28 protein-coding genes are annotated in these 26,278 nt (G+C 69.6%); 19 read left to right on the top strand and 9 right to left on the bottom strand.

Features of this window, described 5'->3' with window-relative positions; genetic code table 11:
- Nucleotides 1-232 precede the first annotated feature (232 nt).
- The 4 genes from ACFXI3_RS28535 (at nucleotide 233) to ACFXI3_RS28520 (ending at nucleotide 4,975) form a co-directional block, all read left to right on the top strand.
- The gene (locus tag ACFXI3_RS28535; RefSeq protein WP_378403575.1) at nucleotides 233-1,006 is read left to right on the top strand and encodes a cytochrome c biogenesis CcdA family protein; all 774 of its coding nucleotides are present in this window, start codon (nucleotides 233-235) and stop codon (nucleotides 1,004-1,006) included.
- The gene (locus ACFXI3_RS28530; protein ID WP_344288220.1) at nucleotides 1,003-2,607 is read left to right on the top strand and encodes a cytochrome c biogenesis protein ResB; all 1,605 of its coding nucleotides are present in this window, start codon (nucleotides 1,003-1,005) and stop codon (nucleotides 2,605-2,607) included. Before ACFXI3_RS28535 ends, ACFXI3_RS28530 begins: the two co-directional genes overlap by 4 nt.
- A 3-nt stretch (nucleotides 2,608-2,610) precedes the next feature.
- Entirely contained in the window at nucleotides 2,611-3,612 is a 1,002-nt protein-coding gene (ccsB, locus tag ACFXI3_RS28525) for a c-type cytochrome biogenesis protein CcsB (RefSeq protein ID WP_378403573.1), read from the top strand.
- An 85-nt stretch (nucleotides 3,613-3,697) separates the two neighbouring features.
- The gene (locus ACFXI3_RS28520; protein WP_378403571.1) at nucleotides 3,698-4,975 is read left to right on the top strand and encodes an AAA family ATPase; all 1,278 of its coding nucleotides are present in this window, start codon (nucleotides 3,698-3,700) and stop codon (nucleotides 4,973-4,975) included.
- A gap of 8 nt (nucleotides 4,976-4,983) precedes the next feature.
- Here the strand turns inward: ACFXI3_RS28520 and ACFXI3_RS28515 are convergent, their stop codons facing one another.
- Together ACFXI3_RS28515 and ACFXI3_RS28510 are read right to left on the bottom strand one after the other, a co-directional pair.
- Nucleotides 4,984-5,169, bottom strand: a complete 186-nt coding sequence (locus ACFXI3_RS28515; RefSeq protein ID WP_182890391.1) for a hypothetical protein — start codon at nucleotides 5,167-5,169, stop codon at nucleotides 4,984-4,986.
- 174 nt (nucleotides 5,170-5,343) lie between these two features.
- Nucleotides 5,344-5,556 carry a BldC family transcriptional regulator gene (locus ACFXI3_RS28510; RefSeq protein ID WP_009072010.1) on the bottom strand — a complete coding sequence of 71 codons (213 nt, stop codon included), beginning with the start codon at nucleotides 5,554-5,556 and terminating at the stop codon, nucleotides 5,344-5,346.
- 362 nt (nucleotides 5,557-5,918) lie between these two features.
- Between ACFXI3_RS28510 and ACFXI3_RS28505 the strand changes: the two genes are divergently transcribed.
- The 3 genes from ACFXI3_RS28505 to ACFXI3_RS28495 are packed head-to-tail and all read left to right on the top strand — an operon-like array spanning nucleotide 5,919 to nucleotide 7,767.
- On the top strand, nucleotides 5,919-6,392 hold the full coding sequence (locus ACFXI3_RS28505; RefSeq protein WP_378403569.1) for an Lrp/AsnC family transcriptional regulator: 474 nt from the start codon (nucleotides 5,919-5,921) through the stop codon (nucleotides 6,390-6,392).
- 11 nt (nucleotides 6,393-6,403) lie between these two features.
- Entirely contained in the window at nucleotides 6,404-6,694 is a 291-nt protein-coding gene (locus ACFXI3_RS28500) for a DUF4229 domain-containing protein (protein WP_275294506.1), read from the top strand.
- Nucleotides 6,691-7,767 carry a PLP-dependent cysteine synthase family protein gene (locus ACFXI3_RS28495; protein ID WP_378403567.1) on the top strand — a complete coding sequence of 359 codons (1,077 nt, stop codon included), beginning with the start codon at nucleotides 6,691-6,693 and terminating at the stop codon, nucleotides 7,765-7,767. The genes ACFXI3_RS28500 and ACFXI3_RS28495 overlap by 4 nt, the downstream gene beginning before the upstream one ends.
- On the opposite strand, the gene ACFXI3_RS28490 is transcribed toward ACFXI3_RS28495, so the two are convergent.
- Nucleotides 7,745-8,392: a TetR family transcriptional regulator gene (locus tag ACFXI3_RS28490; RefSeq protein ID WP_378403565.1), complete on the bottom strand. Its 648-nt coding sequence runs from the start codon at nucleotides 8,390-8,392 to the stop codon at nucleotides 7,745-7,747. The two genes, ACFXI3_RS28495 and ACFXI3_RS28490, sit on opposite strands and share 23 nt — an antisense overlap.
- Before the next feature lie 104 nt (nucleotides 8,393-8,496).
- Here ACFXI3_RS28490 and ACFXI3_RS28485 point away from each other — a divergent pair, with 104 nt between their 5' ends.
- Nucleotides 8,497-9,936 (top strand): aldehyde dehydrogenase family protein, encoded by a 1,440-nt coding sequence (locus tag ACFXI3_RS28485; protein ID WP_378403563.1) that lies wholly within the window; start codon nucleotides 8,497-8,499, stop codon nucleotides 9,934-9,936.
- Nucleotides 9,937-10,006: 70 nt separating this feature from the next.
- On the opposite strand, the gene ACFXI3_RS28480 is transcribed toward ACFXI3_RS28485, so the two are convergent.
- On the bottom strand, nucleotides 10,007-10,675 hold the full coding sequence (locus ACFXI3_RS28480; protein WP_378403561.1) for an alpha/beta fold hydrolase: 669 nt from the start codon (nucleotides 10,673-10,675) through the stop codon (nucleotides 10,007-10,009).
- An 88-nt stretch (nucleotides 10,676-10,763) separates the two neighbouring features.
- On the opposite strand from ACFXI3_RS28480, the gene ACFXI3_RS28475 reads away from it, so the two are divergent.
- A complete protein-coding gene (locus tag ACFXI3_RS28475; protein WP_378403560.1) occupies nucleotides 10,764-11,534 on the top strand; it encodes an AraC family transcriptional regulator in 771 nt (256 codons plus the stop codon).
- On the opposite strand, the gene ACFXI3_RS28470 is transcribed toward ACFXI3_RS28475, so the two are convergent.
- From ACFXI3_RS28470 to ACFXI3_RS28460, 3 genes are all read right to left on the bottom strand, one after another.
- Nucleotides 11,531-12,400: a 1,4-dihydroxy-2-naphthoate polyprenyltransferase gene (locus tag ACFXI3_RS28470; protein ID WP_344288239.1), complete on the bottom strand. Its 870-nt coding sequence runs from the start codon at nucleotides 12,398-12,400 to the stop codon at nucleotides 11,531-11,533. The genes ACFXI3_RS28475 and ACFXI3_RS28470 overlap by 4 nt on opposite strands.
- A gap of 97 nt (nucleotides 12,401-12,497) precedes the next feature.
- Nucleotides 12,498-13,634, bottom strand: a complete 1,137-nt coding sequence (menE, locus tag ACFXI3_RS28465) for an o-succinylbenzoate--CoA ligase (RefSeq protein WP_378403557.1) — start codon at nucleotides 13,632-13,634, stop codon at nucleotides 12,498-12,500.
- A gap of 15 nt (nucleotides 13,635-13,649) precedes the next feature.
- Nucleotides 13,650-14,573 (bottom strand): 1,4-dihydroxy-2-naphthoyl-CoA synthase, encoded by a 924-nt coding sequence (locus ACFXI3_RS28460; RefSeq protein WP_378403555.1) that lies wholly within the window; start codon nucleotides 14,571-14,573, stop codon nucleotides 13,650-13,652.
- 93 nt (nucleotides 14,574-14,666) lie between these two features.
- Between ACFXI3_RS28460 and menD the strand changes: the two genes are divergently transcribed.
- The 5 genes from menD (at nucleotide 14,667) to ACFXI3_RS28435 (ending at nucleotide 19,534) form a co-directional block, all read left to right on the top strand.
- The gene (menD, locus tag ACFXI3_RS28455) at nucleotides 14,667-16,343 is read left to right on the top strand and encodes a 2-succinyl-5-enolpyruvyl-6-hydroxy-3-cyclohexene-1-carboxylic-acid synthase (RefSeq protein ID WP_378403553.1); all 1,677 of its coding nucleotides are present in this window, start codon (nucleotides 14,667-14,669) and stop codon (nucleotides 16,341-16,343) included.
- A 33-nt stretch (nucleotides 16,344-16,376) separates the two neighbouring features.
- Complete coding sequence (locus ACFXI3_RS28450) at nucleotides 16,377-16,721, top strand: hypothetical protein (RefSeq protein WP_344288243.1); 345 nt, start codon at nucleotides 16,377-16,379, stop codon at nucleotides 16,719-16,721.
- A 91-nt stretch (nucleotides 16,722-16,812) separates the two neighbouring features.
- Complete coding sequence (locus ACFXI3_RS28445) at nucleotides 16,813-18,327, top strand: M1 family metallopeptidase (protein ID WP_344288246.1); 1,515 nt, start codon at nucleotides 16,813-16,815, stop codon at nucleotides 18,325-18,327.
- 58 nt (nucleotides 18,328-18,385) lie between these two features.
- Entirely contained in the window at nucleotides 18,386-19,060 is a 675-nt protein-coding gene (locus tag ACFXI3_RS28440) for a hypothetical protein (protein ID WP_378403551.1), read from the top strand.
- Nucleotides 19,061-19,069: 9 nt separating this feature from the next.
- Nucleotides 19,070-19,534 (top strand): DUF3592 domain-containing protein, encoded by a 465-nt coding sequence (locus tag ACFXI3_RS28435; RefSeq protein WP_378403549.1) that lies wholly within the window; start codon nucleotides 19,070-19,072, stop codon nucleotides 19,532-19,534.
- Nucleotides 19,535-19,615: 81 nt separating this feature from the next.
- Here the strand turns inward: ACFXI3_RS28435 and ACFXI3_RS28430 are convergent, their stop codons facing one another.
- Complete coding sequence (locus tag ACFXI3_RS28430) at nucleotides 19,616-20,449, bottom strand: inositol monophosphatase (RefSeq protein WP_344288252.1); 834 nt, start codon at nucleotides 20,447-20,449, stop codon at nucleotides 19,616-19,618.
- A gap of 224 nt (nucleotides 20,450-20,673) precedes the next feature.
- On the opposite strand from ACFXI3_RS28430, the gene ACFXI3_RS28425 reads away from it, so the two are divergent.
- The gene (locus ACFXI3_RS28425) at nucleotides 20,674-21,744 is read left to right on the top strand and encodes a glycosyltransferase family 1 protein (RefSeq protein WP_344288254.1); all 1,071 of its coding nucleotides are present in this window, start codon (nucleotides 20,674-20,676) and stop codon (nucleotides 21,742-21,744) included.
- A gap of 3 nt (nucleotides 21,745-21,747) precedes the next feature.
- Nucleotides 21,748-22,851, top strand: a complete 1,104-nt coding sequence (locus ACFXI3_RS28420) for a glycosyltransferase (RefSeq protein WP_378403546.1) — start codon at nucleotides 21,748-21,750, stop codon at nucleotides 22,849-22,851.
- 62 nt (nucleotides 22,852-22,913) lie between these two features.
- On the opposite strand, the gene ACFXI3_RS28415 is transcribed toward ACFXI3_RS28420, so the two are convergent.
- On the bottom strand, nucleotides 22,914-23,372 hold the full coding sequence (locus ACFXI3_RS28415; protein ID WP_378403544.1) for a MarR family winged helix-turn-helix transcriptional regulator: 459 nt from the start codon (nucleotides 23,370-23,372) through the stop codon (nucleotides 22,914-22,916).
- 90 nt (nucleotides 23,373-23,462) lie between these two features.
- Between ACFXI3_RS28415 and ACFXI3_RS28410 the strand changes: the two genes are divergently transcribed.
- The 3 genes from ACFXI3_RS28410 to ACFXI3_RS28400 are packed head-to-tail and all read left to right on the top strand — an operon-like array spanning nucleotide 23,463 to nucleotide 26,116.
- Complete coding sequence (locus tag ACFXI3_RS28410; protein ID WP_378403542.1) at nucleotides 23,463-24,110, top strand: DUF4386 domain-containing protein; 648 nt, start codon at nucleotides 23,463-23,465, stop codon at nucleotides 24,108-24,110.
- Nucleotides 24,111-24,120: 10 nt separating this feature from the next.
- Entirely contained in the window at nucleotides 24,121-24,810 is a 690-nt protein-coding gene (locus ACFXI3_RS28405) for a demethylmenaquinone methyltransferase (protein ID WP_378403539.1), read from the top strand.
- 10 nt (nucleotides 24,811-24,820) lie between these two features.
- Nucleotides 24,821-26,116 (top strand): geranylgeranyl reductase family protein, encoded by a 1,296-nt coding sequence (locus tag ACFXI3_RS28400; protein WP_378403537.1) that lies wholly within the window; start codon nucleotides 24,821-24,823, stop codon nucleotides 26,114-26,116.
- The last annotated feature ends 162 nt before the right edge of the window (nucleotides 26,117-26,278 follow it).

Here is a 26,278-nt window from a genome sequence, read left to right as displayed (position 1 = left end):
GCGTTGGGTGCATGTGGCGCACCCAATGTGGCGTTGGGTGCATGTGGCGCACCCAATGTGGCGTTGGGTGCATGTGGCGCACCCAATGTGGCGTTCGGTGCGTCTGACGCACCCAACGCCACATTGGGGCGGCACAGGACCACAGGACCAAGGTCCTGGTCCCGTTGTGGCGTAGGTCCTGTGAGCAGGCCCCGCCCGCCTCACGTCCAGCTCACTGCCTACTCTCAAGTGCGTGAACTCCGTGTCCGAGCTGGCGCTCTCCGGGCCGCTGCTGCTCGCCGCGGGTGTTGCGCTGCTGGCCGGGGCCATCTCGTTCGCGTCGCCGTGCGTGGTGCCGCTCGTGCCCGGGTACCTCGCCTACCTCGCGGCTCTCGTCGGCGCGGACGCCCCGGCGGTGCGCGACGGCGAGGAGCGCAAAAAGGGCCGCTACGCCGTTCTCGGCGCGGCGGGCCTGTTCGTGCTCGGGTTCACCGTGGTGTTCGTCGCGACCATGGGCACGCTGGTCTGGCTCGCGAACACCTTGCTGGTCAACGAGGATCTGCTGCAGCGCATCGGCGGCATCCTCACCATCCTCATGAGCCTGGTCTTCCTCGGCTGGATCCCGGGGCTGCAGCGCGAGGTCCGCTCGCACCGCGTGCCCGGCGGCGGCCTCTGGGGCGCGCCGGTGCTCGGTGCGGTGTTCGGGCTCGGCTGGACGCCGTGCATCGGGCCGACGCTGTCCGCCGTCACCAGCCTCGCCAGCGCGACCGGCGGGGCCGCGGTTCGCGGGTATGTGCTGGTGCTCGTTTACTGCCTCGGCCTCGGCGTTCCGTTCCTGCTGATCGCGCTCGGCGCCCGCTGGGCCGTGCGCGCCACCGACTGGCTCCGCCGCAACGGCCGCCGCGTGCAGATCTTCGGCGGGGTGTTGCTGATGGTGGTCGGCATCCTGCTGGTCACCGGGCTGTGGGGAGACGTCATGGGCTGGCTCCGCAACTCCGTCGCCTCCGATCTCGAGCTGCCGTTGTGACCACGACCGAAGCGCCCCCGAAGAACCCTCAGCCGTACCGGCCGTCCGCGGCGAAGCAGGCGCTGGCCTTCCTGCGCAACACCTGGCGCGGCCTGACGTCCATGCGCACCGCGCTGGTGCTGCTGTTCCTGCTGGCGCTCGCCGCGCTGCCCGGCGCGCTGCTGCCGCAGCGGCGGCTGAACGCGCCGAAGGTCGACGAGTACATCAGCGCGCACGGCTGGTGGGGTTCGCTGCTCGACAAGCTGGAGTTCTTCGACGTCTACTCCAGCGTCTGGTTCTCCGCGATCTACATCCTGCTGATGATCTCGCTGATCGGCTGCCTCACGCCGCGCAGCTTCGAGTACGTCAAGCAGATGCGGGCCAAGCCGGTGCTGACGCCGCGCAATCTCGCGCGCATGCCGCACCACCGGATCGCCCGCACCGCGCGCACGCCGGAGACGATCCGCGAGGACGTGCGCAAGCAGCTGTCCGGCTGGCGGCGCGTCGAGCGCGAGGAAGACGGCGGCGGGTTCAGCGTCTCGGCCGAACGCGGCTACCTGCGCGAGACCGGGAACCTGCTGTTCCACTTCGGCATGCTCGGCCTGATCGTCTTCTTCGCCCTCGGCAAGCTCTACAGCTACGAGGGCCAGGTCATCGTGCAGGCCAACGGCGGCCAGTTCTGCAACTCGGGCATCTACAACTACGACTCGTTCGAGGCCGGGCTGCGCGTCGACGGCACCGACCTCAACCCGTTCTGCGTGAAGGTCAACGACTTCACCGCCCGCTACACCGCCACGAACCAGGCCGATTACTACCACTCGCACATCGAGTACCAGTCCGGCGAAGACCTGCAGACTGGCACGTGGAAGCCGTACGACCTCGAGGTCAACGAGCCGCTGCGGACCGTCGGCGACCGGGTTTACCTGCTGGGCAACGGTTATTCGCCGCAGTTCACGGTGACCTTCCCGAACGGCGAGAAGCGCACCCAGAACACCCAGTGGATGTTCAGCAACCCGGCGACGATGCTGTCCGAGGGCGCGACGAAGTTCGACCAGCCCGGCGTCACCGACGAGGTCCAGCGGCGCACCAAGCAGCTCGCGATCACCGGCCTGTTCGCGCCGTCGTCGTTCATCCACGGCGGCGTGCTCACCTCGACCGCGCCGCAGCTGAACAACCCGATGGTCGCGGTCGACGTGCTGCGCGGCGACCTCGGTCTCGACGCGGGCCGCGGCCAGTCGGTGTTCTCGGTCGACCAGTCCCGGGTCCAGGACGGGCGGCTCAAGCGGGTCGCCCGCAAGAACCTGGCGGTCGGCCAGGAACTGACGCTCGACGACGGCACGAAGGTGCGTTTCGACGGCGTCAACAAGTGGGTCAACCTGCAGATCTCGCACGATCCGACGCAGGGCTTCGTGCTCGGCTTCGCGATCGTGATGTTCGCCGGGCTCGGGGCGTCGCTGCTGGTCAAGCGGCGTCGCGTGTGGGTGCGGGTGCGGCCGGGCAAGGACGAGAGCGCGAGTACCGTGATCGAGGTCGCGGGGCTCGCGCGCACGGATCAAGCCGGATACGGCGAGGAATTCCAGCGGATCAGCGAACGGCTGGTCACGGGCCGGAAGGGCAGCTGAGGCATGGAAATCAACGAGACTCTCTCGCAGTACAGCGACCTGCTGTACACGACGACAGTGGCGATTTACGTGCTGGCGCTGCTGTTCACGCTCTTCGAGCAGGCGTTCGGGGCCAAGGGCCGTCTCGCCGCCGAGCGCAGCCGCCAGCGTGTGCTGGTCGGCGCGGGCGGACCCGAGACCAACGACGCCGACGACGCGAGCATCGAGGACGGCGACGTCCCGGCCGAGCCCGAGGCCCCGCGCGCGGTCGGCCGCGCCGAGCGGATCGGCCGGATGGGCGCGGCGCTGCTCGTGCTGGGCGCGCTGCTGCAGCTGTCGGCGATCGTGCTGCGCGGACTCGCGGTGCACCGCGCGCCGTGGGGCAACATGTACGAGTACGGCATGGCGGTCACCTTCATCACCGTCGTCGCGTGGCTCGTGGTGATCAAGAAGTTCCCGGTCCGCCACCTCACCGGCTTCCTGCTGCTGCCCGTCGTGATCCTGATGTTCATCAACGGCACGATGCTGTACACAGTGGCCGCGCCGGTCGTGCCCGCGCTGCAGTCGTACTGGCTCGTGATCCACGTGTCCGCCGCGATCATCGGCTCCGGCGTATTCCTGGTGCCGGGCGTGGCGAGCGTGCTCTACCTCTTCCGCACCGCGCACGACCGCGACCCGGCCAAGTTCGCCGGTTTCGGCCCGAAGCTGCCCGCCGCCGACGTGCTCGACCGGATCGCCTACCGCGCCACGATCGTGGCGTTCCCGATCTTTACCTTCGGCGTGCTGTGCGGCGCGGTGTGGGCCGAGGCCGCGTGGGGCCGGTTCTGGGGCTGGGACCCGAAGGAGACCGTCGCGTTCATCGCGTGGGTCGTTTACGCGGCATACCTGCACTCCCGGGCCACCGCGGGCTGGCGCGGGACGCGGGCGGCGGTGATCAACATCGTCGGGTTCTCGGTGACGATCTTCAACCTGTTCTTCGTCAACCTGGTTACCGCCGGACTGCATTCCTACGCCGGAGTGAGCTGAGCCGGGGGTCCACCGCCCGGACCGGGCCTCGGGCGACTACCGTCGTCGCCAGGGGCCCTTCGACGTACCCGGGAGGTTGGCAACGGTGACCGGACCCAGTGAAGAGACTGCCGGGGAACAGCAGTCCGAGCAGGCCCAGGAACCGGCTGCCATGTTCTCCGAAGAACGCACCGACTCGACGCCGCACCCCGGCACCGGGCCGTACGACGCGCAGCCGACGCAGGTCGTCGACCCGCCGCCGCAGGGGGCGTACCAGCCGCTGCCGCAGCCGGGCGGCTACCAGGCGCATTACGACCAGAATCTGCCGCCGTTGCAGCCTCCCGCTCAGCAGCAGCCGTATGCCCCTCCGGGCGGATACCAGCAGCAGCCCGCCGCTCCGGCTGGCACACCGGTTCCCGCTCCGGGCGCCGTTCCCGCGGCGGGGCAGGGGCTTCCGCAGCCGGCTTCCGGCGCGGACGAGCTGGCCACCGCGCACCTGGTGAAGCAGCAGAAGCGAACGCCGCAGTCCGGCTGGCGCAAGGCCGTGTACTTGGGCACCGGCAAGCTGGTCAACCCGGGGGAGAGCCCCGCGGACACGCGCCGGCGCGAGCTGATCGCGCGGGTCAACCAGCCGCTGCGCGGGTGCTACAAGATCGCGATGCTGAGCCTCAAGGGCGGCGTCGGCAAGACCACGACCACGACCACGCTCGGCGCGACCTTCGCGTCCCTGCGCGGCGACCGCGTGGTGGCGGTGGACGCGAACCCGGACCGCGGGACGCTGTCGCAGAAGATCGCCATCGAGACCACCGCGACCGTGCGGCACCTGCTGCGGGACGCGGACAAGATCACGCGCTACAGCGACGTCCGGTCGTACACGTCGCAGGGGTCGAGCCGCTTGGAAATCCTGGCGAGCGAACAGGATCCGGCGGTGTCGGAGGCGTTCTCCGAGAACGACTACCGGCGCACGGTGAACCTGCTGGAGCACTTCTACAACATCGTGCTCACCGACTGCGGCACCGGTCTGATGCACTCGGCGATGAAGGGCGTCCTCGACGTCGCGGATTCGCTGGTGGTGGTGTCGTCGGGCTCGGTCGACGGAGCGCGCAGTGCTTCGGCGACGCTGGACTGGCTCGAGGCGCACGGATACGGCGACCTGGTGAAACGGTCGGTCGTGGTGATCAACTCGGTGCGCCCGAAGGGGAGTTCGGTCGATCTGGACAAGCTGGCCGCGCACTTCGGGGCGAAGGTGCGGTCGGTGTGCCGGATCCCGTTCGACGCGCATCTGGAAGAAGGCGCGGAGATCGAACTGGAACGGCTCGGCGGGGATACCCGGCTCGCGCTGCTGGAACTGGCGGCAACCGTCGCCGATGGGTTTAACGCGTAAGCAGGATCTCAGGAGTCGTTTTCGTCGGTCGGACGGTTGCGTTGCTGTTCAGACAGCTTGCGCAGGAATTCAGGGTCGTCGTCAGGAGCGACGGCAGGGCGGCGTTGCGGGACGCTGATCCGCTGTGCCCCCAAGGCCCGCCACAACAGAACGGCGATGGTGATGGCGCCCACCGCTGCGAGCAAAGGAATCATGCCCGAGGTCCTTCCGTCGTGCTGGCCCCCCAGGTTAGCCGCAATTCGGCTGAACGGGGGGACGGGACGGCGGGCGCGGCAGGCCCGGAACGCGGCGAAGGGTCGTGACCGGCAAGCGATGCGGGAGGCACCCCTTGCCACTCACGACCCTTCGTCGTCTGCGTGACCCGCGAATCAGATCTTGCGGGTCGGTTCGCTGGCGTCCGTGGTGAGTTCGGCCAGCAGGTCGTTCACCTCGGACTCGCGGAACCGGCGGTGTCCGCCCGGCGTCCGGATCGAGCCGATGCGGCCCGCGGTGGCCCAGCGGGTCACGGTCTTCGGGTCCACCCGGAACAGAGCGGCCACCTCACCCGGGGTGAGCAACCGTCCGCCCATGGTTGCGGTCATTTTCCGCCTCCTTAACGCCCAACTTGCTATACCGGGGGCATCGGGCGATTTCGCCCGTCGCGCCCGGGTGGCCAACGCGGCAATCGTGGCACTTCACCCGTCGGGTACTCGAACGGTTGTCCTTGGGTAAAGAGCCCTTAAAGTGCAAAAGGGACATAACTCAGCAGATTCTCAGGATCGCTCAGGGCCCGTTCGCGTCCCGCTGACCAGGCATTTTCCCACCAGGTGTGCCGAGATTCGGGTAAAGACCAGGCAAAGGCCGGGTGCAGGCGCCATCCGCGGCCGAGGTTGCTGTGACGCAGGAGACAATCCGGGACCTACCGGGATGAGCCGGTCGCGGGCCCGCGCCGCATAATGGGCCGGTGGATCAGCTGGACCGGAAAATCATCGCCGAGCTGCGGGCCAACGGCCGGGCCACCTACGCCGACCTCGGCCGGACGGTGGGGCTCTCCGCGTCGTCGGTGCACGAACGCGTCGGAAAGCTCGAGGCGGCGGGCGTGATCACCGGGTACCACGCGATGGTCGACCCGAACACGGTCGGCCTCGGCGTCACCGCGCTGGTCGGCATCCATCCCACCGACACCGCCACCGACGAGGACGTCGCGACTTCGCTCGGCGAATTGCCCGAGGTGGAGAGCTGTTACGCGGTCGCGGGCGACGAGGCCTTCGTAGTAAAGGTGCGGGTTTCGACGGTCGACGAGCTGGAGCTCACCCTCGGCCGGCTGCGCCGCATCCCCGGCGTCGGCCGCACCAATACGACAGTCGTGCTCTCCACCCGCTTCGAGGGCCGCCCCAACAACGCGGGCCTGGACGAAGACCCGGCAAGCGGGGCGTAGCCTGTTTCGGTGTGAGCGAGACACCGGACCACCTTCCCCGTGACCTGACGGTGTACTTGATCGCGCGGTTCGCGCTCGTCGCGGTGGTCGCGGTCGTGCTTTCGCTGGTCGGCGTGCCGCTGCTGGTCTCTTTGCTGATCGGGCTCGTCGTCGGCCTTCCGCTCGGCCTGCTGCTGCTGCGCGGCCTGAACCAGCGCGTGACGGCCGGTCTGGCCAAGCGCAACGAATCCCGCGCGCGTGCTCGGGCCCAGCTGCGGTCGCAGCTGCGCGGCGAGACTCCGGCCGACGATTCCGCGGCATGAGCAAACCGCACAGCCGCGCCTGGGTCCGGGAAGCCGTCCGGATCATCGAGGCCGACGCCAACCGCAGCGCCGACACTCACCTGCACGTTTTCCCGTTGCCCCCGGAATGGGGCATCGATCTTTACCTGAAGGACGAGTCGGTGCACCCGACCGGCTCGCTCAAGCACCGGCTCGCCCGGTCGCTGATCCTGTACGGCCTGGTCAACGGGCACATCGGCCCGGACACCGTGCTGGTCGAGGCGTCCAGCGGCTCGACCGCGGTGTCCGAGGCGTACTTCGCGCGGATGCTCGGCCTGCGGTTCGTGACCGTCGTGCCGCGGCGGACGAGCAAGGAAAAGATCGCGCTCATCGAGTTCTACGGCGGCGAGTGCCACTACGTCGACGCGGCGCCGGCGATGTACCCGGAGGCCGAGCGGCTGGCCGCCGAGTGCAACGGGCATTACCTCGACCAGTTCACCTACGCCGAGCGCGCGACGGACTGGCGCGGCAACAACAACATCGCCGAATCGGTGTTCGCGCAGATGCGCGCCGAACGCCACCCGGTGCCGTCGTGGATCGTCGTCGGCGCGGGCACCGGCGGGACGAGCGCGACGTTCGGCCGCTACGTCCGGTACAAGCGGCACACCACGAAGATTTGCGTGGTGGACCCGGAAAACTCGTCGTTCTACGGCGCGTGGGAAACCGGCGCGGCGGACTACGCGACCGGAATGCCGTCGCGAATCGAAGGCATCGGACGGCCGCGCTGCGAACCGTCGTTCGTACCCGGCGTGATCGACGAGATGTTCCAGGTGCCCGACGCCGGTTCTCTCGCGGCGATCCGCTTGCTGCGCGACCGCACTGGGCACTGGGCGGGCGGCTCGACCGGGACCAACCTGTACGGCGCGTTCCAGCTGATCTCGCGGATGCTGGCGGAAGGCCAGGCGGGTTCGGTGGTGACGCTGCTGTGCGACGGCGGCGAGCGGTACGCGAACACGTACTACTCCGACGAATGGCTTAGTGAGCAAGGGATCGATCTCGCGCCGCATCGGGCGCGGTTCGACGAGTTCCTGCTCACTGGCCGGTTCGACGCCTGACGTCCTGGTAGCCCAGCGTCAGCACGACTATCAACCGGCGCAGCCGGTCCTCGAAGTCGAGGCGGGAGCCGGCCAGGCGCGGATCCTCGATGGCTTCCTGGACGGCTTCGTTCGGGTGCGCCAGCGGCCACATTCCCGCGGTGAACATGAAGATCGCGGACGACAGTTCTTGCGCGGTCTCCGCGGAAAGACCTGGCAGCGCGGCGTGCAGCAGGTCAGCGGTGCGGGCGTTGTGCTTCGCGGACCGCAGCTTGTAATCCCGCGCGGTCTCCGTCGAGACATTCCGCTCCAGCACGTTCGCCAGCACGCTGATCAGTTCGCACAGGATCGGTCGCGTCGCGAGTGAACGGGCGAGGGTCGCGGCGACCTCCGACAGGTCGCCGTCCAGGGTGAGCGAATCGAGCCACGCGCCGCGGGCGCGGTCGAGCACCTCCAAGTAGACGGCCTCCCGCGTGGGGAAGTAGCGCGCGACGTTCGACGCCGACAAGCCCACCCGCCGGGCCAGTTCGCGCATGCTGATTTCGCCGACGGACGACTCCGTCATCAGCTCTTCCGCCACGTCGAGGATCGCTTCGCGGCGGGCTTCCACCTGCTCGGGGCTGCGGGCGCGCTGGAACTCGGACACGCCGGAAAGTGTAACAGGACACTGCTCTCTTGATAAAAGAACAGTGCTCTGTTAACTTCGAGAACAAGAGAGCAGTGTTCCGTTAACGAGGGCAGGAGATCCCGATGCGCACCTACGACCAGCTCTTCCTCGGCAGCCGCTGGACCGAACCCGCGACCGCCGACACCTTCGAAATCCGCTCGCCGCACGACCGGGCGCTGGTGGGGATCGCGCCGAAGGCCGCGACGGCCGACGTCGACCGCGCGGTGGCGGCGGCCCGGCGGGCGCTTGAACCGTGGGGCAGAACTCCGCTGGCCGAGCGGCTACGGCTGGTCGAACGGTTCAATGAGCTGCACGCCGCCCGTGCGGACGAGATCGCCGAACTGGTCACCGCGGAGAACGGCTCGCCGAGCTGGTTCACCGGCTGGACGCAGCACAACCTCCCGGAGCGCACGGCCGCGTGGCTAGAACTCGCGCGCGAGTTCTCCTGGGAAGCGACGCTGACCGACGAGGCGGGCAACCGGACCATCGTGCGCGCCGCGCCGGTCGGGGTGGTCGCGGCGGTGATCCCGTGGAATTCGCCGCACTCGGCCGCGCTGGTGAAGCTGATCCCGGCGTTGCTGGCAGGCAACCCGGTGCTGCTGAAGGCCGCGCCGGAAACCGCGCTCGACGCGATGGTGCTGGCGGAGATCTTCGAGCAGGCCGGTTTCCCCGAGGGCGTGGTGAGCGTGTTCGCGGCTGACCGCGACGTGAGCGAGCACCTGGTGACGCACCCCGGCGTGGACAAGATCGCGTTCACCGGCTCGACGGCCGCCGGGCGGCGGATCGCGTCGCTCGCCGGAGCCCAGCTCAAGCGGGTCGGGCTGGAGCTGGGCGGCAAGTCCGCGGCGATCGTGCTCGCGGACGCGGACCCGAAAACCGTCGCCGAGGGGATCCGCACCGCGACGTTCGCCAACAACGGCGAGATGTGCGTGGCCCACACCCGCATCCTCGCCGCGCGCGAGCGATACGCCGAGATTGTGGCGGCGCTCGCGGAAATGGCCGACGGGCTGGTGGTCGGCGACCCGGCGAAGCCGGACACGTTCGTCGGGCCGATCGTGCGCCAGGACCAGTACGAGCGCGTGCTGTCGTACCTGCGGCTAGGCGTCGAGGAAGGGGCGCGGATCGCGGCGGGCGGGGCGGAGCCGTTCGCGGATCCCGAGCTGGCGAACGGGTTTTACGTGCGCCCGACGGTGTTCGCCGACGTCGCGAACGACATGCGGATCGCGCGCGAGGAGATCTTCGGGCCGGTGCTCGTGGTGATCCCGTTCGACACCGAGGAGGAGGCGATCCGGCTCGCGAACGACTCCGACTACGGCCTCAGCGGCGGCGTGTGGACGGCTGACGCGGAGCACGGCGTCGAGGTCGCGCGGGCGGTGCGCACGGGGACGTTCCACGTCAACGGCGCGCCGCGGCACGGGAACGCGGCGTTCGGCGGGTTCAAGGCCAGCGGAATCGGCCGCGAGTACGGCTCGCACGGGTTGGCGGAGTTCGTGGAGTGGCAGGCGATCGCGGTCGGTCGCTAGAGGGACCGCGAACGGCTCGACGAGCAGGGGCGCGGTTCGACGAGTTCCTGCTCACCGGACGGTTCTCGGGTTAGTCGTTCAGCAGTTTCGCGACGCCTTCCGGGTCTTCGCGCATCGCGTTGTGGGCGGTGGGGAGAACGTGGACCTGCCACCGCGGGTCGGCTTCGAGCTGGTTCCGGAGTTCGGTGAAGGGCGTGCCTTCCCATCCGGAGCAGTAGACGAATTCGCGCCGGGGAACCTTGGCGAACTCCCCGGTGAGCCGGATCGTCTGGAGCAGCGAGGCGAGCGGATGCGGACGGCGGCGGGCATCCCGGCCATCGCGTTCCGGCGGGCGGACGGCGTAGCCGGTGTCCGCGGCACCGGCCACGAACGCCTGCCGGTACGCCTCGGTGGTCGATGACCAGCACGAATCGCCGTCGTTGGGCACGTAGCCGTCGAGATGCACCACCCGAGAGACCCGGCCGCCTGCCCGGTCGGCCGCGGCGGCGATCACCATCCCGCCGTAGCTGTGGCCGACGAGCGTCGCGTCGGTGATGCCGGCGCGATCGAGCAGGGCCACTACGTCGGCGGCGTGGGTGTCGAGATTGGCGCCCGCGACCGTCGCGGCGTCGTCGTCCGGCCGCAGACCGGTCAGGGTCAAGGCGTGCACGGTGTGCCCGGCGCGCTCCAGCAGCGGCACTACCTCCTCGAAAACCCAGCCGCCGTGCCAAGCGCCGGGGACGAGAACGAACGTCGACATTGCATTTCTCCCTTAAGCAGCAACAGGTTCTTCGAGAGAAAGCCTTTCAAGAACTCCGGCTGGCTTGTTAACGCTAGAATGCCAACTGATGCCCGTTCCCCGCCAAACCACTTCGTACCTGTGGCCGTCCGGCGGCAGGCATCTCTGGCCGTCCGGCGAAACCAGCGAGCTGCAGTCGCACGAGCGAGGACACCTGGTCTACGCGGCTCGCGGCGTTCTTGTCGTGCAGACCGAGTACGGCACGTCGCTCGCGCCCGCCAACCGAGTCGCCTGGACGCCCGCCGGGTTCCCGCATTTCCATCGTGCCCACGGCGACACCGACATCCGGATCGTCTTTCTCGCGCCGTCGCTGGCCCAGCTCGTCTCGGATCGGCCAGCGGTGTTCCGGACGTCCGGCCTGGCTCGCGAGGTCCTGCTCGCGCTGACCGGGCCGCGCAACTACGAGGGTTCCGGCTACAGCGGCTCCGCGCGTGCTCGCCTCCACCGGGTCCTCGTCGACGAACTCCGCGAAGCGCCCGATCCGCCGCTGCAACTGCCCGCGCCGCAGGACGACCGGCTGCGGGCGATTGCCGAGAGACTGCACGAGAATCCGGCGGACAACGCCACGCTGGCCGAACTCGGCAAGGCGATCGGGGCCAGTTCGCGCACCCTCAGCCGGCTGTTCCACGACGAACTCGGCATGACCTTCTACGAGTGGCGCACCCAACTCCGGATCTACCACGCGCTGGTGTTGCTCGCCGACGGTCACGACACCGTCCGCACCGCTTACGCCTGCGGCTGGGCCAATCCCAGCGGCTTCATCGCGGCGTTCACCGCCATCATCGGGACAACGCCGGGCCGCTACCGCAGCGGCCGCTAGAGCGCCAGCGCGACCGCGCTCAGCACCGCCCACGCGAGCATCGCCATGCCGGTGTCGCGCAGGGCCGGGATCAGCTCACGGCCCTTGCCGCCACCGCCGACGGCCTTGATCGGCTTCAGCAGCAGCGGCGCGGTCACGAAGGTGATGAACAGCAGCGGATGCCAGACGCCCATCAGCACGGTGAGCGCGTACGGCACCGTCACCAGGGTCAGGTAAAGCTTGCGCGTGCCGCCGTCGCCCATGCGGGTCGCGAGGGTGTGTTTGCCGGACTCGATGTCGGTGGGGATGTCGCGCAGGTTGTTCGCGACCAGCACGGCCATCGAGAACGAGCCGACGGCCACGGCGCAGCCCAGCGCGTCCCAGCTGACGCGGCCGGCCTGCACGTAAACCGTGCCGAGGACGCCGGCCAGGCCGAAGAACACGAAGACCGCGAGCTCGCCCAAACCGTAGTAGCCGTAAGGCTTTTTGCCGCCGGTGTAGAACCACGCGCCGAGGATGCAGAGCGCGCCCATCGCGAGCAGCCACCAGTATCCGCTCAGCGCGACGAGCGTCAGGCCGAGCACTCCGGCCAAGCCGAGGGAGGTGAGCGCGGCGCGCAGCACGGCCTTCGGGTTCGCCGCGCCGGAGCCGACGAGACGCAGCGGGCCGACGCGGTGTTCGTCGGTGCCGCGGATGCCGTCGGAGTAGTCGTTGGCGAAGTTCACGCCGATGATCAGCGACAGCGAGACCAGCAGCGCGAGCAGCGAACGCCACCAGGAGAACGCGTCGAGCGCGATCGCCGCACCGACCCCGGCCACGACCGGCGCGATCGCGTTCGGCAGCGTCCTCGGCCGCGCGCCTTCGATCCACTCACTGACTGTCGCCATGGGGTCCATTCAACGCCATGCGATCTTCACCCGTTCGGTACCCGGCCCCAAGCCGTGAAGGACTCCTTGAGGGAATCAGATTCCCTCAAGGAGTCCTTCACGGAACGAGCCGGGACCGGACTGCCTGGCGGTCGATTTTTCCAGGCCCGCGCAGGGGCAGCTCGTCGGTGAACTCGATGCGTTTCGGCGTGGCGGCGGCACCCAACTCGGCACGGACGGCGGCTCGCAGCGCGGCCTCTTCTGCCGAAGCCACCACCATCGCGACCACCGCCTCGCCCCACTGCGGATCAGGAATGCCGACGACACAGGCGTCCCGTACCCCGGGCTGGGCGCCGAGCAGGCGTTCGATCGCGGCGGCGGAGACCTTCACCCCGCCGGTGTTGATCACGTCGTCCGCGCGCCCGAGCACCTCGACCCGGCCGTCGGGCAGCAGCCGGCCGCGATCGGAGGTCCGAAAAGAGCCGTCCCGGAATGACTCCGCGGTCAGTTCCGGCGCGAGACGGTAGCCGTGCGACAGCACCGGCCCGGAGATCCACAGCCGCTCGTCGGCGTCGGGTTCCACGCGGACACCGTCGAGCGGGACGCCGTCGTAGACGCAGCCGCTGGCGGTCTCGCTCATCCCGTACGAGGGGACGATCCGCACGCCTTCCTCGGCCGCTTGCGCGCGCAGCTTCGGCGAGGTGGCGGCGGCGCCCAGGATGATGCCGTCAAACGCCTTCGCGGCGGCCAGGCCAGCGCCGCCGTCGTCGAGCAGCCGGACGAGCTGGGTCGGCACGAGCGCGGTGTAGCGCGGGCCGTTCTCCGCGAGCACGGGCGCGGCCGCGGCGGCGAACTCGTCCGGACGGAAGCCGACGCCGGTCAGGAACGCCGGTTTCGTGCCCGCCAGCCGCGCCCGGATCAGCACCTGCAGGCCGCCGATGTAGTGCGCGGGGGTGGCGAGCAGCCAGTGCCCGGGGCCGCCGAGCCGGGCGTGCGTGGCCGTGGCGGACGCGGTGAGCGCTCGCGGCGACAGCAGCACGCCCTTCGGCGCTCCGGTGGACCCGGACGTGGCGATCACCACGGCGGTGTCCGGCTCGATCGGCTGCTCCGGAGCCATCGCTTCGAGCAGCGCGGGGGCCGACGGGTCTGCGGAGTTCAGGGGCAGCACCGCCGGGCCGCCGTCGAGGGCAGCCGCCAGGGCCGCGTCGAGGGCGGTCAGCGCGTCGGGGCTGCCGTCGAGCCACACCACATGCACGAGGAACGACCTGTCTCAGTAGTAGTACGGGTAGTCGGACCAGTCCGGGTCGCGCTTCTCCAGGAACGCGTCGCGGCCCTCGACGGCCTCGTCCTGCATGTACGCCAGCCGGGTGGTTTCGCCGGCGAACAGCTGCTGTCCGACGAGCCCGTCGTCGATCGCGTTGAACGCGTACTTCAGCATCCGCTGCGCGGTCGGCGACTTGCCGATGATCGTCCAGCCCCATTCGAGCGCGACTTGCTCCAGTTCGGCGTGCGGAACGACCTCGTTGACCGCGCCCATCCGGTGCATCTGCTCAGCGGTGTAGTCGCGGCCGAGGAAGAAGATCTCCCTCGCGAACTTCTGTCCGACCTGCCGGGCGAGGCCCGCCGAGCCGTAGCCCGCGTCGAACGAGCCGACGTCGGCGTCGGTCTGCTTGAACCGCGCGTGCTCGGCCGAGGCGAGGGTGAGATCGCACACGACGTGCAGCGAGTGCCCGCCGCCCGCGGCCCAGCCGGGCACCACGGCTACCACGGGTTTCGGCATGAACCGGATCAACCGCTGCACCTCGAGGATGTGCAGCCGGCCCGCCCGCGCCGGGTCGACCGTGTCCGAGGTCTCCCCGCTCGCGTACTGATACCCGGAGCGTCCGCGAATACGCTGGTCACCGCCGGAGCAGAACGCCCAGCCGCCGTCCTTGGGCGACGGGCCGTTGCCGGTGAGCAGGACGCACCCGACGTCCGAGCTCATCCGGGCGTGGTCGAGCGCCCGGTAGAGCTCGTCGACGGTGTGCGGGCGGAAGGCGTTGCGGACCTCCGGACGGTCGAAAGCGATCCGGACCACCCGTTTGCCGGAGCGGGCGTCTCGCGAACGGTGGTAGGTGATGTCGGTGAAGGAGAACCCTTCGACCTCGGACCAGGCGGCGGGGTCGAACAGCTCGGAAACTCGGGCGTCATCCACGTTTGGGAGAATAGGACCTGTGGACATGATCGCTGTGCCTGACGCCGCCCCGGGGAAGAGCCCGTCGGACGGCGCCCTAGCTGGGGCTTGCCGGTGAACCCGTCCACCGCGCAGGCCAGGGTCATCGTCGACGAACTCGTCCGCAACACCGTGTCGCACGTGGTGTTGTGTCCAGGATCTCGCAACGCGCCGCTGTCCATCGCGCTTTACGACGCCGCCGCTTCGGGACGGCTGAAGCTGCACGTCCGCATCGACGAACGCGGCGCGGCGTTCCTCGCGCTCGGCATCGCGGCGCGCACCGGCCGTCCGGCGGCGGTGGTCTGCACCTCCGGCACCGCGGCGGCGAACTTCCACCCGGCCGTGCTGGAGGCCGACCGGGCGGGCGTGCCGCTGATCGTGCTCACCGCCGACCGTCCGCCGGAGCTGCGTTCCGCGGGCGCGAGCCAGGTGATCAACCAGTACGAGCTGTACGGCGACGCCGTCCGCTACTTCGACGAGCTGGCCGTGGCCGAGCGCCGGGCCGGGCAGAACTCCTACTGGCGCAGCCAGATCTGCCGCGCGTGGAACGCCGCGTACGGCGAATGGCGCTGCGGGCCGGTGCACCTGAACATCCCGTTCCGCGAGCCGCTCGTGCCGGATCTCGACGATGACGGGCAGTGGTACGAATCGCTCGAAGGCCGTCCGGACGGCGAACGCTGGACCGAGCTGCCGGACTTCGGCGCGCTGCCCTCGTTCGTGGTGCCCTCGGCGCGGCACGGCCTGGTGATCGCGTGCGACACCGGCGCGCAGGCGGCCAGCGAATGGGCCGAACAGCACGGCTGGCCGGTGGTTTCGGAGACCGGCGGGCTCGGCCTGTCCGGCGCGACCGCGATGTCGTCCGGCGCTTGGCTGCTGGGCGTCGAGGAGTTCATCTCGCGGCACCGTCCCGAGCAGGTGCTGTGCCTCGGCCGTCCGACGGTGTTCCGGCAGGTGCAGAAGGTGTTGTCGGATCCCGAGGTCGAGGTGCTGCTGGTGCGGCCGGATTCGGACTGGCCCGCCCCCGCGCACAACGTCCGCCAGGTCGGGCAGTGGTTCGCCGAGCCGACGAAGCCCGCCGACCCGGAGTGGCTGGCGAGCTGGCAGCGTGCGGACGCCGCGGCCAGCCAAGCGGTTTCGACGGCGCTGGCCGCCGAGCCGTGGCCGAGCGGCGTGCGGGTGGCGACCGAGTTGGTCGACGCGCTGCCGGAAGGCGCGCTGCTGGTGGTCGGCTCCTCGAACCCGACGCGCGATGTCGCGCTGGCCGGACGGCTGCGTCCGGACGTCCTGGTGCACCGCAACCGCGGCGTCGCCGGGATCGACGGCACGGTGTCGACGGCCATCGGCGCGGCCACTGTGCACCGCGCTCCGTCGTATGTGCTGCTCGGCGATCTGACCTTCCTGCACGACGCGTCCGGCCTGCTCACCGGGCCCGCGGAGCAGCTGCCGGACCTGACGATCGTGGTGCTGAACGACGACGGCGGCGGCATTTTCTCGCTGCTGGAGCAGGGTGCGCCGGAACACTCGGCGAGCTTCGAGCGGGTCTTCGGCACGCCGCACGGCGCGGATTTGGGCGCGCTGTGCGCGGGCTACCGGGTGCCGCACGTCCTGGCCGAGACGGTCGAAGAGTTCCGTGCCGCGTTGGAGCCGGCGCCGGGCCTGCGAGTGGTCGAGGTCCGGGTCGACCGGGCGCAGCACCGGAATCTCCACGCGCGGCTGAAATCCGCGGTCGCGGAAGCGGTGGGGACGGTTTAACCGGCGGGGGGCCGGCGAAAAATGGGGGATTTCTTGACCGAGGCGGACCTGCGGCCGCGAGGCCGGTGGGCCTGGTTCAGCGCGGCGGTGGCGGCACTGGCCCTGATCGGGCTGGTGTGCTCGTATTTCTCGTCGTTTCTGGTGATGGCCAGCGACAACTGCTTCGCCGGGGACAGCAGGGCGATCTGCAGCGCGGCCGGGCAGCAGGCGGTCGCCTCGCTGCCGTGGGTCGGCTGGTTCGCGGCGATCGCCGGCTCGTTCGCGACGGCCGGGCTGGCCGTGCGGCGCGGCTGGGGGCCGTGGCCAGGGCTGTACGCGGGCCCGATCCTGTACGGCATTCCGATCGCCATCGCGTGGTGGATCGCCGAATCCGGTTGATCTTCCCAGTGGGTAAGAACCCGTCCTTCGGACGTACCTGTGCGGTGCTGACGTGGATACGTTCGGTCGCATTGGCCACCTTGGAGGAACAATGCGATCGAGAACTCGGGCCGGGATCGGGGCGGTTGCGGCTGGAGTCGCGACGGTGCTGCTGGCGGGCACCGCTTCGGCAGTGCCGGCACCGGGCGCGCCCGGCGTCGGCGACCCGTACTACCCGAACGCCGGCAACGGCGGCACCGACGTGCAGCACTACGACATCCGCGTGAGCTACCAGCCGGAAACCGACGTCCTGTCGGGCACCACGACGCTGCTGCTCACCGCGACGCAGGACCTGTCGCGCTTCGACCTGGACTTCGCGCTCAAGGCGTCGAAGGTGCTGGTGAACAACCGGCCGGCGCAGTTCACGAACCAAAACGGCGACGGCGAGCTGGTGATCACCCCGGCGCAGCCGCTGTTGAAGGGCCAGTCCGCGACCGTCGTCGTGAGCTACTCCGACAGCCCGTCGACGGAGAAGGTCGGCGGCCTGAACACGTGGAAGAAGGGCGCTTTCGGGGCGCTCGGCGTCGACGAGCCGCAGAGCGCGCAGTGGTGGTTCCCCTCCAACGACCACCCCACCGACAAAGCGACTTACGACGTGTCGATCGAGGCTCCGGACGGCCTGTCCGCCATCACGAACGGCACGCTGGTCAAGAAGACCAAGAAGCGCGCTGGCTGGACGCGGTGGAACTGGCGCAGCACCAAGCCGCAGGCGACCTACCTGACGTCGTTCATCGTCGGCAAGTACGACGTGGTCCAGTCCACCACGCCGGACGGCAAGCCGTTCATCACCGCCTACGGCGCGGATCTCGGCGACTCGCTCGACGCGGCCAAGGCGAGCGTGGAGCGGACGCCGGAGGTCGACGAGTTCCTGGCGTCGCAGTTCGGGCCTTACCCGTTCGAGGCCGAGGGCGGCGTCGTGACCAGCGGGATCACCTTCTCGTTGGAGAACCAGACCCGGCCGACCTACGGCGCGCGCAACTTCGCCGCCGGTGCCAACACCACGCTGATCGCGCACGAGAACGCACACCAGTGGTTCGGCGACAACGTTTCGCTGGGCAAGTGGAGCGACATCTGGCTGAACGAGGGCTTCGCGTCCTACGCCGAGTACCTGTGGTCCGAGCACCAGGGCGAGGGCACGACCGCGGAGCTCGCGCAGTACGCGTACGACTCCTACGCCGCCGACGACCCGTTCTGGCAGGTCCTGCCGGGCGACCCGGGCGAGCCCAAGCAGTTCGACCGCGCGGTGTACGACCGGGGCGCGATGGCCGTGCAGGCGCTGCGCAAGACGGTCGGCGACGACGCGTTCTTCTCGATCCTGCAGCAGTGGCAGGTGGCGAAGGCGGGCAAGGCGGCGGTGATCCCGGACTTCGTGGCGCTCGCGGAGAAGGTGTCGGGCAAGCCGTTGCAGGAGCTGTTCCAGACCTGGCTGTTCACCAAGGGCAAGCCAGCGGTCGGTCCTAATGGGACGGTCGCGGCCCGTGCGTTCGCCGCCGCTCCGGCGAAGCCGAAGGCGTGGGACCAGATCCAGGCGAACCACCGTGCGCTGGCGGAGGCCGACCGGCACTGAAATTCGCTTGCCTGGCTGCGGGATCCTGGAGAGTTCCGCTCTCGGCAAGGAGGATTCGGTGGCCATGAAAGTGCGGGCGCAGCTCCGCCACGCTCGGCTCGACGGCCGGGAGTGGCGGGTGCTGCGCCCCGATCCCGCTCTGGATACCGCGGTGTTGTTCGAGCTCGCGCCGGGCATGGAGATGTCGCACGTGGAGATGTACGTCGACCGCAGCGCGGCATACCGGATCGGGGTGTTGTGGCTGCTGGCCTCGCGGTCCCGGCACACGATCATCCACCTGCCGTTGCGCAGCGGCCGGATTCCCGCTGAACCGGAGTTCGCCGGTCGTCCGCTGGATCTCGTGCTGAGCCAGCACACCGCGCACCTGCGTCCCTCGCAGTGGCCGCGGCTGCGAGCGGCACTCGGCCCGCCCCGGCCGCATACGGTGCGGGTCCCTGCCGATCGGCGTCCGATCGAATGGCCGGAGTGGCCGACGCGGGACCGGCTGCTCGACCGGTACCACGCCGACACGATGTTCCTGACCGGCAGCGCGGCGGTCTTCCGGCACACCGCCGAGGACTTCTTCGCTCTCGCGTTCGGCGCCCCGGGTTCGGCACCGAGCGAGGAATCGCCGCACCACAAGTGTTTTCAGCTGCATTGGACGTCTCGGCTGCTGGTGAATGCGTACAACCTGCACGTGCTTTACCGGGCGCACTGGCTGCCGAGTGCCGAGCTGGTCGGCGCACCCGACTAAACTCTCGGTGTGGCAGCCAGGAGTGTGAAGGCACGGCGGATCGCGTGGTTCGCCGTGCTGGGCGTAGCCGTGCTGCTCACCGTGATGTGCGTGAGCCTGGTTTTCGCCGCGTTCCGCAACGACAACGCCATCGAATCGCACCTGGGCACCGCGACCGCGACGGTCGAGTCGGTGGCGTTCGACCGCACGATCATCCAGTACCAGACCCCGGACGGCATCGTGCACAGTCCGCCGACCGGGGTGCTGTACCCGTCGGGTCTCGCCGCGGGCCAGCTGGTGGCGATCGAGTACGACGCGACCAGCCCCGAGCTGACCCGGGTCGCCGGCCGAACCGCGACCCTGACGCTGCTGCCGGTGGGGACGACGGTGCTGATCACGTGGCTGGTCGCGGGCCCGCTGCTGTGGTGGCTGCGTCGGCTGATCAAGCGGGACCGGTCCGCTGCCGCTCCGGAACCGATCCCCGCGAAGGCGTAGCTCGGGCGGCTCGGCAAGGTCCGTGAGGGGAACCTTCACGGACTCTGAGTCCCTCAGGGTTCCCCTCACGGACTTCAGGCATCAGGTGCCGACGGTTTCCTGCCACCAGCCGAGGACCTCATCAGCCACGCCGGGGGCGGCGACCAGCAGGCCGTCCGTAGGCAGCGCAGCGTCCTCGCCGTGTTTGTCCAGCACCACCGCACCCGCCTCGATCGCCATCGCGACCGACCCCGCGACGTCCCATTCGTGGTAGCTGTGCAACACCGCCGCGGCCGCGTGTCCCAGCGCGACCTGTGCGATCGACAGCGCGGCCGACCCCAGCACCCGTACCCCGGCGTGCGCGGCCGCCGCTCGTTCGATGAACTCGCCCATTCCCGGCCACGGCCCCTTGCGCGCCAGTTCGGTGCAGACGATCGCCCCCGCCGTACCCGAACGGTCCACCAGGTTCAGCGGTTTCCCGTTCGCCCGGGCCCCGCGTCCGCGGGCGGCGGCGTAGATCTGCGCCCGGTACGGATCCGCGACCACGCCCACCACCGGGCCGCTCGCGTCGACCAGGGCGAGGCTGTAAGCGCACCAAGGCACTCCGGCGACGTAGTTCGCGGTGCCGTCCACCGAATCGACCACCCAGCGGTATTCCGCGACGTCCGCGCCGTGGTCGGCCCCGAATTCGTGGCCTACCACCGGGATTCCGGGGAACTCCGCGGTCAGCACGCGGCGGGTGTGCCGTTCCAGGATCCGATCGGTGTCGGTGACCCAGTCGAACGGCGAATCCAGCGTCGCCGGGTGCGCGCCGCGGCCGGCGGTCGCGGTGATCACGTCGGTGGCGTCGTTCGCCAGCCGCCCCGCGACCTCGAGCGCTCGGGAGAGCAGCCCGGGTTCGACGGGCCGCGACGGCCTGGAGGACAAGAGGGTCATGCCTGCTTAGTCTGGGTGTTCCTGGTGTCCGGGACACGACCGGAAGATGACATGTCGTGGCGAATTCTTCGACGGTCGGCGCCGGATCGCGGACGCTGCGGAGTGTTTCGCCACCGTTGGCCGGTCGGTTACGCGGGATTGGCCCGCCCTGCCTGCGGTTTTGCGACAGTGACGCCGTGCGAGTCGCCATAGTCACCGAAAGTTTCCTGCCCCAGGTGAACGGCGTGACGAATTCCGTCCTGCGGGTCGTCGAGCACCTGGTCGAATCCGCGCACGACGTGCTGGTCGTCGCGCCGGGGCCGGGGCCGTCGAGCTACCGCGGCGCCCCGGTCGTCCGCATTCCGGCACTGGACTTCCCCGGCGTGAACTCGCTGCCGATCGGCCTGCCGACGCGCACCGTGCTGACCGCGCTGGCCGATTTCGGCCCGGACGTCGTGCACCTGGCCTCGCCGTTCGTCGTCGGCGCGCGCGGGCTCGCCGCGGCCAGGCGGCTGCGGGTGCCGTCGATCGCGGTCTACCAGACCGACATCGCCGGGTTCGCCACGTCGTACGGCTTCGGCATCGGCGCGCGGGCGGCCTGGCGCTGGGTCCGCCGGCTGCACTCGCGAGCCGACCGGACGCTCGCGCCGTCGTCGGACTCGATCGAACAGCTGAAACTGCACGGGGTTCCGCGCGTGCACCGCTGGGCGCGCGGAGTCGACATCAGCCGCTTTTCCCCGGCACACGCGGATCCGGCGTTGCGCGCGGAGCTCGCGCCGAACGGCGAACTGCTGGTCGGGTTCGTCGGACGGCTCGCTCCGGAGAAGGAGGTCGACCGGCTGACCGTGCTGGCCGGGATGCCGGGCGTGCGCGTGGTCGTGATCGGCGACGGGCCGGAGCTGCCGGCGTTGCGGGAACGGTTGCCTGGCGCGGCTTTCCTCGGCGCGAAGTACGGCGACGAGCTGTCGGTCGCTTACGCGAGCCTCGACGTTTTCGTGCACACCGGGCCGCACGAGACGTTCTGCCAGGCGGTGCAGGAGGCGATGGCGTCCGGGCTGCCGGTGCTCGCGCCGGACGCGGGCGGGCCGAAGGATCTGGTGTTGCCTGGCCGGACCGGGTATTTGCTGCCCGCTGATCGCGAGTCGTTCGGCCCGGCGCTGGTGTCCAAGGTCAACGACCTGCGGGACGCGGCATTGCGGGCGCGGCTGGGCGAGAAGGCGCGGAAAGTGGTCCTGGGCCGGACGTGGCCCGCGGTGTGCCGGGAGCTGGTCGGGCACTACGAAGCGGTACAGGGCCGAGTCGCGCGTGCGGCTTGAGCCATGCACATCGTCCAGCTGGCGAACTTCTACGGACCGCGGTCCGGCGGATTGCGGACCGCGCTGAACCACCTCGGTGCGGGGTACGTCGCCAGCGGGCATCGGGTGACGCTCGTCGTGCCGGGGCGGCGGTACGCGGTGGAAAGCCTGCCGACCGGGGTGTGCCGGTATTCGTTGCCCGCCTTGCAGATTCCCGGCACCGGCGGCTATCGCGCGGTCGATCCGCAGCGGGTAAGAGCGGTGTTGCGGCGGCTGGAGCCGGATCGGCTGGAGGTGTCGGACCGGCTGACGTTGCGGGGGATGGGCGTCTGGGCCCGGCGGAACGGCGTGCCCAGCATGGTGATCTCGCACGAGCGGCTGGACCGGTTGCTGGAGCAGTTTCTCTTGCCGGGGGCGATGGCCCGGCACGTCGCGGATGTCGCTAATCGGCGGATGGCCGCCTCCTACGACACGGTTGTCTGCACTACTGCCTTCGCACACGCGGAGTTCGAACGGATCGCCGCGCCTAACGTCCGGCGGGTGCCGTTAGGGGTGGATCTGGCTACCTTCGCGCCGTCGATGCGGGATTCCGGGTGGCGGTCGGCGTTGGCCGGCGGCGCGGACGCGTTGATTGTCCATTGTGGTCGGTTGTCGCCGGAGAAACACGTTGAGCGGAGCGTGGATACGGTCGCCGAGCTGACCGAGTCCGGGGCGCGGGTGCGGTTGGTGATCGCGGGGGACGGGCCGCGGCGGCGGGCGTTGGAACGGCGGGCCCGGGGGTTGCCGGTGACGTTCCTCGGCTTCTTGGCCGGACGCGGGGAGGTGGCTCGATTGCTGGCCAGCGCGGACGTTTCGCTGGCTCCAGGGCCGCACGAGACATTCGGGCTCGCGGCCTTGGAGGCGCTCGCTTCGGGTACGCCGGTGGTGGTTTCGGCCTCATCGGCGCTGCGCGAAATCGTGCGGCCCGGTTGCGGGGCGGCGGTGGACGATCACGCGCCTGCGTTCGCCACTGCGGTCGCCGGGTTGCTGGACAGCCCGGAGGAGCTTCGGCGGGCGGCCGCGCGGGCGCGGGCGGAGGAGTTCGCCTGGCCGACCTCGGTGCGGGGAATGCTCGCCGCGCTCGGCTGACAAAGGTCCGTGAAGGGCTCCTTGAGGGAATCAGATTCCCTCAAGGAGCCCTTCACGGACAACTAGCCGCGGTAGCCGGGGTGGATGCCTGGGGTGAGCCCGCGGTCCTCGGCGACCCGGCCGAGCAGTCCGCGCAGCACTGAACGTTCCTCTGTGGACAGTGCCGCCGTCATCTCGTCTTCGTGTGCCGCGGCGGCTTTCGCCAGAGCGGCCATCGTTTCTTGGCCTTCGTCGCTGAGGAAAACCGCGTAGAGGCGACGGTCCTGCGGGTTGCGGCGGCGTTCGATCAGGCCTTGCTGCTCCAGGCCGTCGACCAGGGCGACCAGCCGGGTCGGCGGGGTGCCCAGTTCGGCGGCCAGCACCTGCTGGCTCTCGCCGGGGCGGCGCGCGATCGCTCGGAGCAATCCGGTCTGGGGCGGCGTCAGACCCAGGTCCGCGACGCGTTCGGCGAAGCGCTGGGTCGCGTGTGCGCCCAACTGGGCCAGCAGGAAGGCGCTGCCGAACGCGGGGGGTCCTTGCATGCCCTGAACCGTATCGCTTGACAATCCATTACACCAGTGTAATCGTTCTAGCAGTGAAACTAATTGACCTGGAGGTTTGTCATGACAACCATGACCAGACAGCAGGGCGGCCCGCCGTTGCTGGCGCCGGCGCTGGCGTTCGGGGCGCTGACCGTCGCGTCGGCGGTGCTGGGGGCGGCGGGGACGCGGCCGGATTCCAGTGCGGCCGAGGTCGCGGCGTATGTCGGCGGCAACCAGGGCGTCGTGCAGCTCCTCGCGTTCGCGGTGTTCGGCGCGTCGGTTCCGCTCGCGGTATGGGCCGCGACGGCCTATCGCAGACAGCGGCGGCTCGGAGTCGCGGCACCGGGAGCGGTGATCGGACTCACCGGCGGCGTGTTGTCCGCGGCGGCGCTCGCGATGAGCGGGCTGATCACCTGGACCGCCGCGCAGGCCAGTGACACACCCGCGGTGGCGAGGGCGCTGACCAGCCTCGCGTTCGCGTCCGGCGGGGCGGGGTTCGTGGTGCCGCTGGCGTTGCTGATCGCCGGGATCGCGGTGCCCGCGTTGTTCCTGAACCTCTTGCCGCGCTGGCTGTCGGTCGCCGGGCTGGTGGTCGCCGCGGCCGCGGTGCTCGCCTCGCTGTCGTTGCTGACGCCGGCGCTGTATCCGCTGATCCCGGTCGGCCGGTTCGGCGGGCTCGGCTGGCTGATCGCCGCCAGCGTCCTGCTCCCGCGCGACCGCGCGGCACGGACGGACTAATCTCGGACCCATGCCCCGAGCGAGCCTGGACAAGGATCCGCACGAAGTCGCCGCGATGTTCGACGGCGTCGCGTCCGGTTACGACCGGGCGAACTCGTTCATGACGTTCGGGTTCGACCGGCGCTGGCGCACCACCACGGCGCGCGTGCTCGACGCCAAGCCGGGCGAGAAGGTGCTCGACCTGGCGGCCGGCACCGGGGTGTCCACCGTCGAGTACGCGCGCGGCGGCGCCTGGTGCCTCGCCGCCGACTTCTCCGTCGGGATGCTCAAGGCGGGCCTGCACCGGAACGTGCCGATGGTCGCCGCGGACGCGATGTGCCTGCCGTTCGCCGACGACAGCTTCGACGCCGTCACGATCTCGCTCGCGCTGCGGAACTTCGTCGACACCAAGGGCGCGCTCGCGGAGATCCTGCGCGTGGTCAAACCGGGCGGCCGGCTGGTGATCTGCGAGGTCTCGACGCCGTCGTTCGCCCCGATCCGGTTCGTCTACCGGCGGTTCATCCTCAAGCTGCTCACCTGGGTCGGCAGCCGGTCCTCGACGAACCCCGAGGCCTACTCCTACCTGGCCGAATCGATGCTCGCCTGGCCCGATCAGCGCGGGCTCGGCGAGATCATCGCGAGTGCCGGATGGACCGAGGTCGAGTGGCTGAACCTCACATTCGGCGTCGTCGCGATCCACCGGGCGCGCAAGCCTGCCTAAACTCAGGCGTATGACGACTTCGCGCCGCCGCAGCCCAGACCACGACGCCGAAGTGATCGTGGTCGGGGCGGGACCGGCTGGTTCGACCGTGGCCACCTACCTCGCTCGGGCCGGGGTGGATGTGTTGCTGCTGGAGAAGACTGTCTTTCCGCGCGAGAAGGTGTGCGGGGACGGGCTTACGCCGCGTGGTGTGAAGCAGTTGATCGATCTTGGGCTCGATACCAGTGAGGAAGCCGGGTGGGTTCGTAGCCGTGGGCTGCGGATTCTTACTGGGGATCTGACGCTTGAGTTCGATTGGCCTGATCTCACTGACTACCCGCCTTATGGGGTGTCTCGGACTCGGCATGACTTCGATGACTTGCTCGCTAAGACCGCGGTCAAGGCGGGGGCTCGGTTGTACGAGCGGACCACGGTTACCGGGGCGATTACCAATGCTTCCGGTCGGGTGGTCGGGGTTGAGGCGAAGGTCGGGCCGGAGAAGACTGCCGTTAGTTATCGGGCTCCGTTGGTGCTTGCCTGTGACGGGGTGTCGGCTCGGCTTGCGTTGAGTGTCGGGATTGACAAGAACGAGAAGCGGCCGATGGGGGTCGCTGTTCGGCGGTATTACAAGAGCCCTAAGCATGATGATCCGTTCATCGAGGGGCACCTTGAGCTGTGGGATCGGTCTGATCCTCGGGATCCGAAGTTGCTGCCTGGGTATGGGTGGGCGTTCCCGCTGGGGGACGGGACGGTCAACGTCGGGCTCGGGATGTTGTCTACTTCGGCGTCGTTTCGGAACACCGACTACCGGGCGCTGTTGCGGCAGTGGCTTGACGGGACGCCTGAGGAGTGGGGTTATCGCGAGGAAAACGCGATCGGCAAGGTCGGTGGGGCTGGGTTGCCGATGGGGTTCAATCGGACTCCGCATTACCGCGACGGGCTGCTGCTGCTCGGCGACGCGGGCGGCATGGTGAGTCCGTTCAATGGGGAGGGTATTTCCGCGGCTATGGAGTCGGCGCAGCTTGCGGCTGAGGCTGTGGTGCAGGCGTTGGCTCGGCCGGAGGGGCCGTCTCGGGAGCGGGCGTTGGAGGGGTATCCGCGGGCTGTTGGTGAGCTGATGGGCGGGTATTACCGGCTTGGGAATGTGTTCGCGAAGTTGATTGGCAAGCCGAAGATCATGCACGCGGCTACTAAGTATGGGTTGCGGGTTAATAGGCTGCTTCCCTTGGTGTACAAGGGGCTTTCCGGGTGTTACGACGCTCGTGGGGGCGATGGGGTGGATCGGTTGATCGCGGCGTTGGCTCGGGTTACGCCTCGGCCTCGTTGAGGGCTCGTCGCCTGGCGGCGACATTGCGCCCATGGTTGCGTGGGGCACCCCGAAGCTTGATTGTGCTGACGGTCTGGGGGGGGGGGTGGTGGGGGGGGATCATGGATGTAAACGACCCCCCCCACCCCCCGGAAATATGATATAAAAAAAAAAAAGAGCACC

The organism is Amycolatopsis sp. NPDC059235 (genome assembly GCF_042754125.1).
In the GTDB taxonomy this organism is placed as follows: Bacteria; Actinomycetota; Actinomycetes; order Mycobacteriales; family Pseudonocardiaceae; genus Amycolatopsis; species Amycolatopsis albidoflava.
The sequence above is the reverse complement of the archived record's forward strand: the minus strand, read 5'-3'. Positions and strand labels throughout refer to the sequence as shown.

What these genes read in the sequence shown, in the direction of transcription:
- ACFXI3_RS28515 (WP_182890391.1), bottom strand. Translation starts at nt 5,169, where the DNA reads ATGATTCCTTTGCTCGCAGCGGTGGGCGCCATCACCATCGCCGTTCTG.
- ACFXI3_RS28430 (WP_344288252.1), bottom strand. Translation starts at nt 20,449, where the DNA reads ATGACCCTCTTGTCCTCCAGGCCGTCGCGGCCCGTCGAACCCGGGCTG.
- ACFXI3_RS28420 (WP_378403546.1), top strand. Translation starts at nt 21,748, where the DNA reads ATGCACATCGTCCAGCTGGCGAACTTCTACGGACCGCGGTCCGGCGGA.
- ACFXI3_RS28405 (WP_378403539.1), top strand. Translation starts at nt 24,121, where the DNA reads ATGCCCCGAGCGAGCCTGGACAAGGATCCGCACGAAGTCGCCGCGATG.
- ACFXI3_RS28475 (WP_378403560.1), top strand. Translation starts at nt 10,764, where the DNA reads ATGCCCGTTCCCCGCCAAACCACTTCGTACCTGTGGCCGTCCGGCGGC.
- ACFXI3_RS28415 (WP_378403544.1), bottom strand. Translation starts at nt 23,372, where the DNA reads ATGCAAGGACCCCCCGCGTTCGGCAGCGCCTTCCTGCTGGCCCAGTTG.
- ACFXI3_RS28495 (WP_378403567.1), top strand. Translation starts at nt 6,691, where the DNA reads ATGAGCAAACCGCACAGCCGCGCCTGGGTCCGGGAAGCCGTCCGGATC.
- ACFXI3_RS28485 (WP_378403563.1), top strand. Translation starts at nt 8,497, where the DNA reads ATGCGCACCTACGACCAGCTCTTCCTCGGCAGCCGCTGGACCGAACCC.
- ACFXI3_RS28400 (WP_378403537.1), top strand. Translation starts at nt 24,821, where the DNA reads ATGACGACTTCGCGCCGCCGCAGCCCAGACCACGACGCCGAAGTGATC.
- ACFXI3_RS28445 (WP_344288246.1), top strand. Translation starts at nt 16,813, where the DNA reads ATGCGATCGAGAACTCGGGCCGGGATCGGGGCGGTTGCGGCTGGAGTC.
- ACFXI3_RS28480 (WP_378403561.1), bottom strand. Translation starts at nt 10,675, where the DNA reads ATGTCGACGTTCGTTCTCGTCCCCGGCGCTTGGCACGGCGGCTGGGTT.
- ACFXI3_RS28470 (WP_344288239.1), bottom strand. Translation starts at nt 12,400, where the DNA reads ATGGCGACAGTCAGTGAGTGGATCGAAGGCGCGCGGCCGAGGACGCTG.
- ACFXI3_RS28510 (WP_009072010.1), bottom strand. Translation starts at nt 5,556, where the DNA reads ATGACCGCAACCATGGGCGGACGGTTGCTCACCCCGGGTGAGGTGGCC.
- ccsB (WP_378403573.1), top strand. Translation starts at nt 2,611, where the DNA reads ATGGAAATCAACGAGACTCTCTCGCAGTACAGCGACCTGCTGTACACG.
- ACFXI3_RS28410 (WP_378403542.1), top strand. Translation starts at nt 23,463, where the DNA reads ATGACCAGACAGCAGGGCGGCCCGCCGTTGCTGGCGCCGGCGCTGGCG.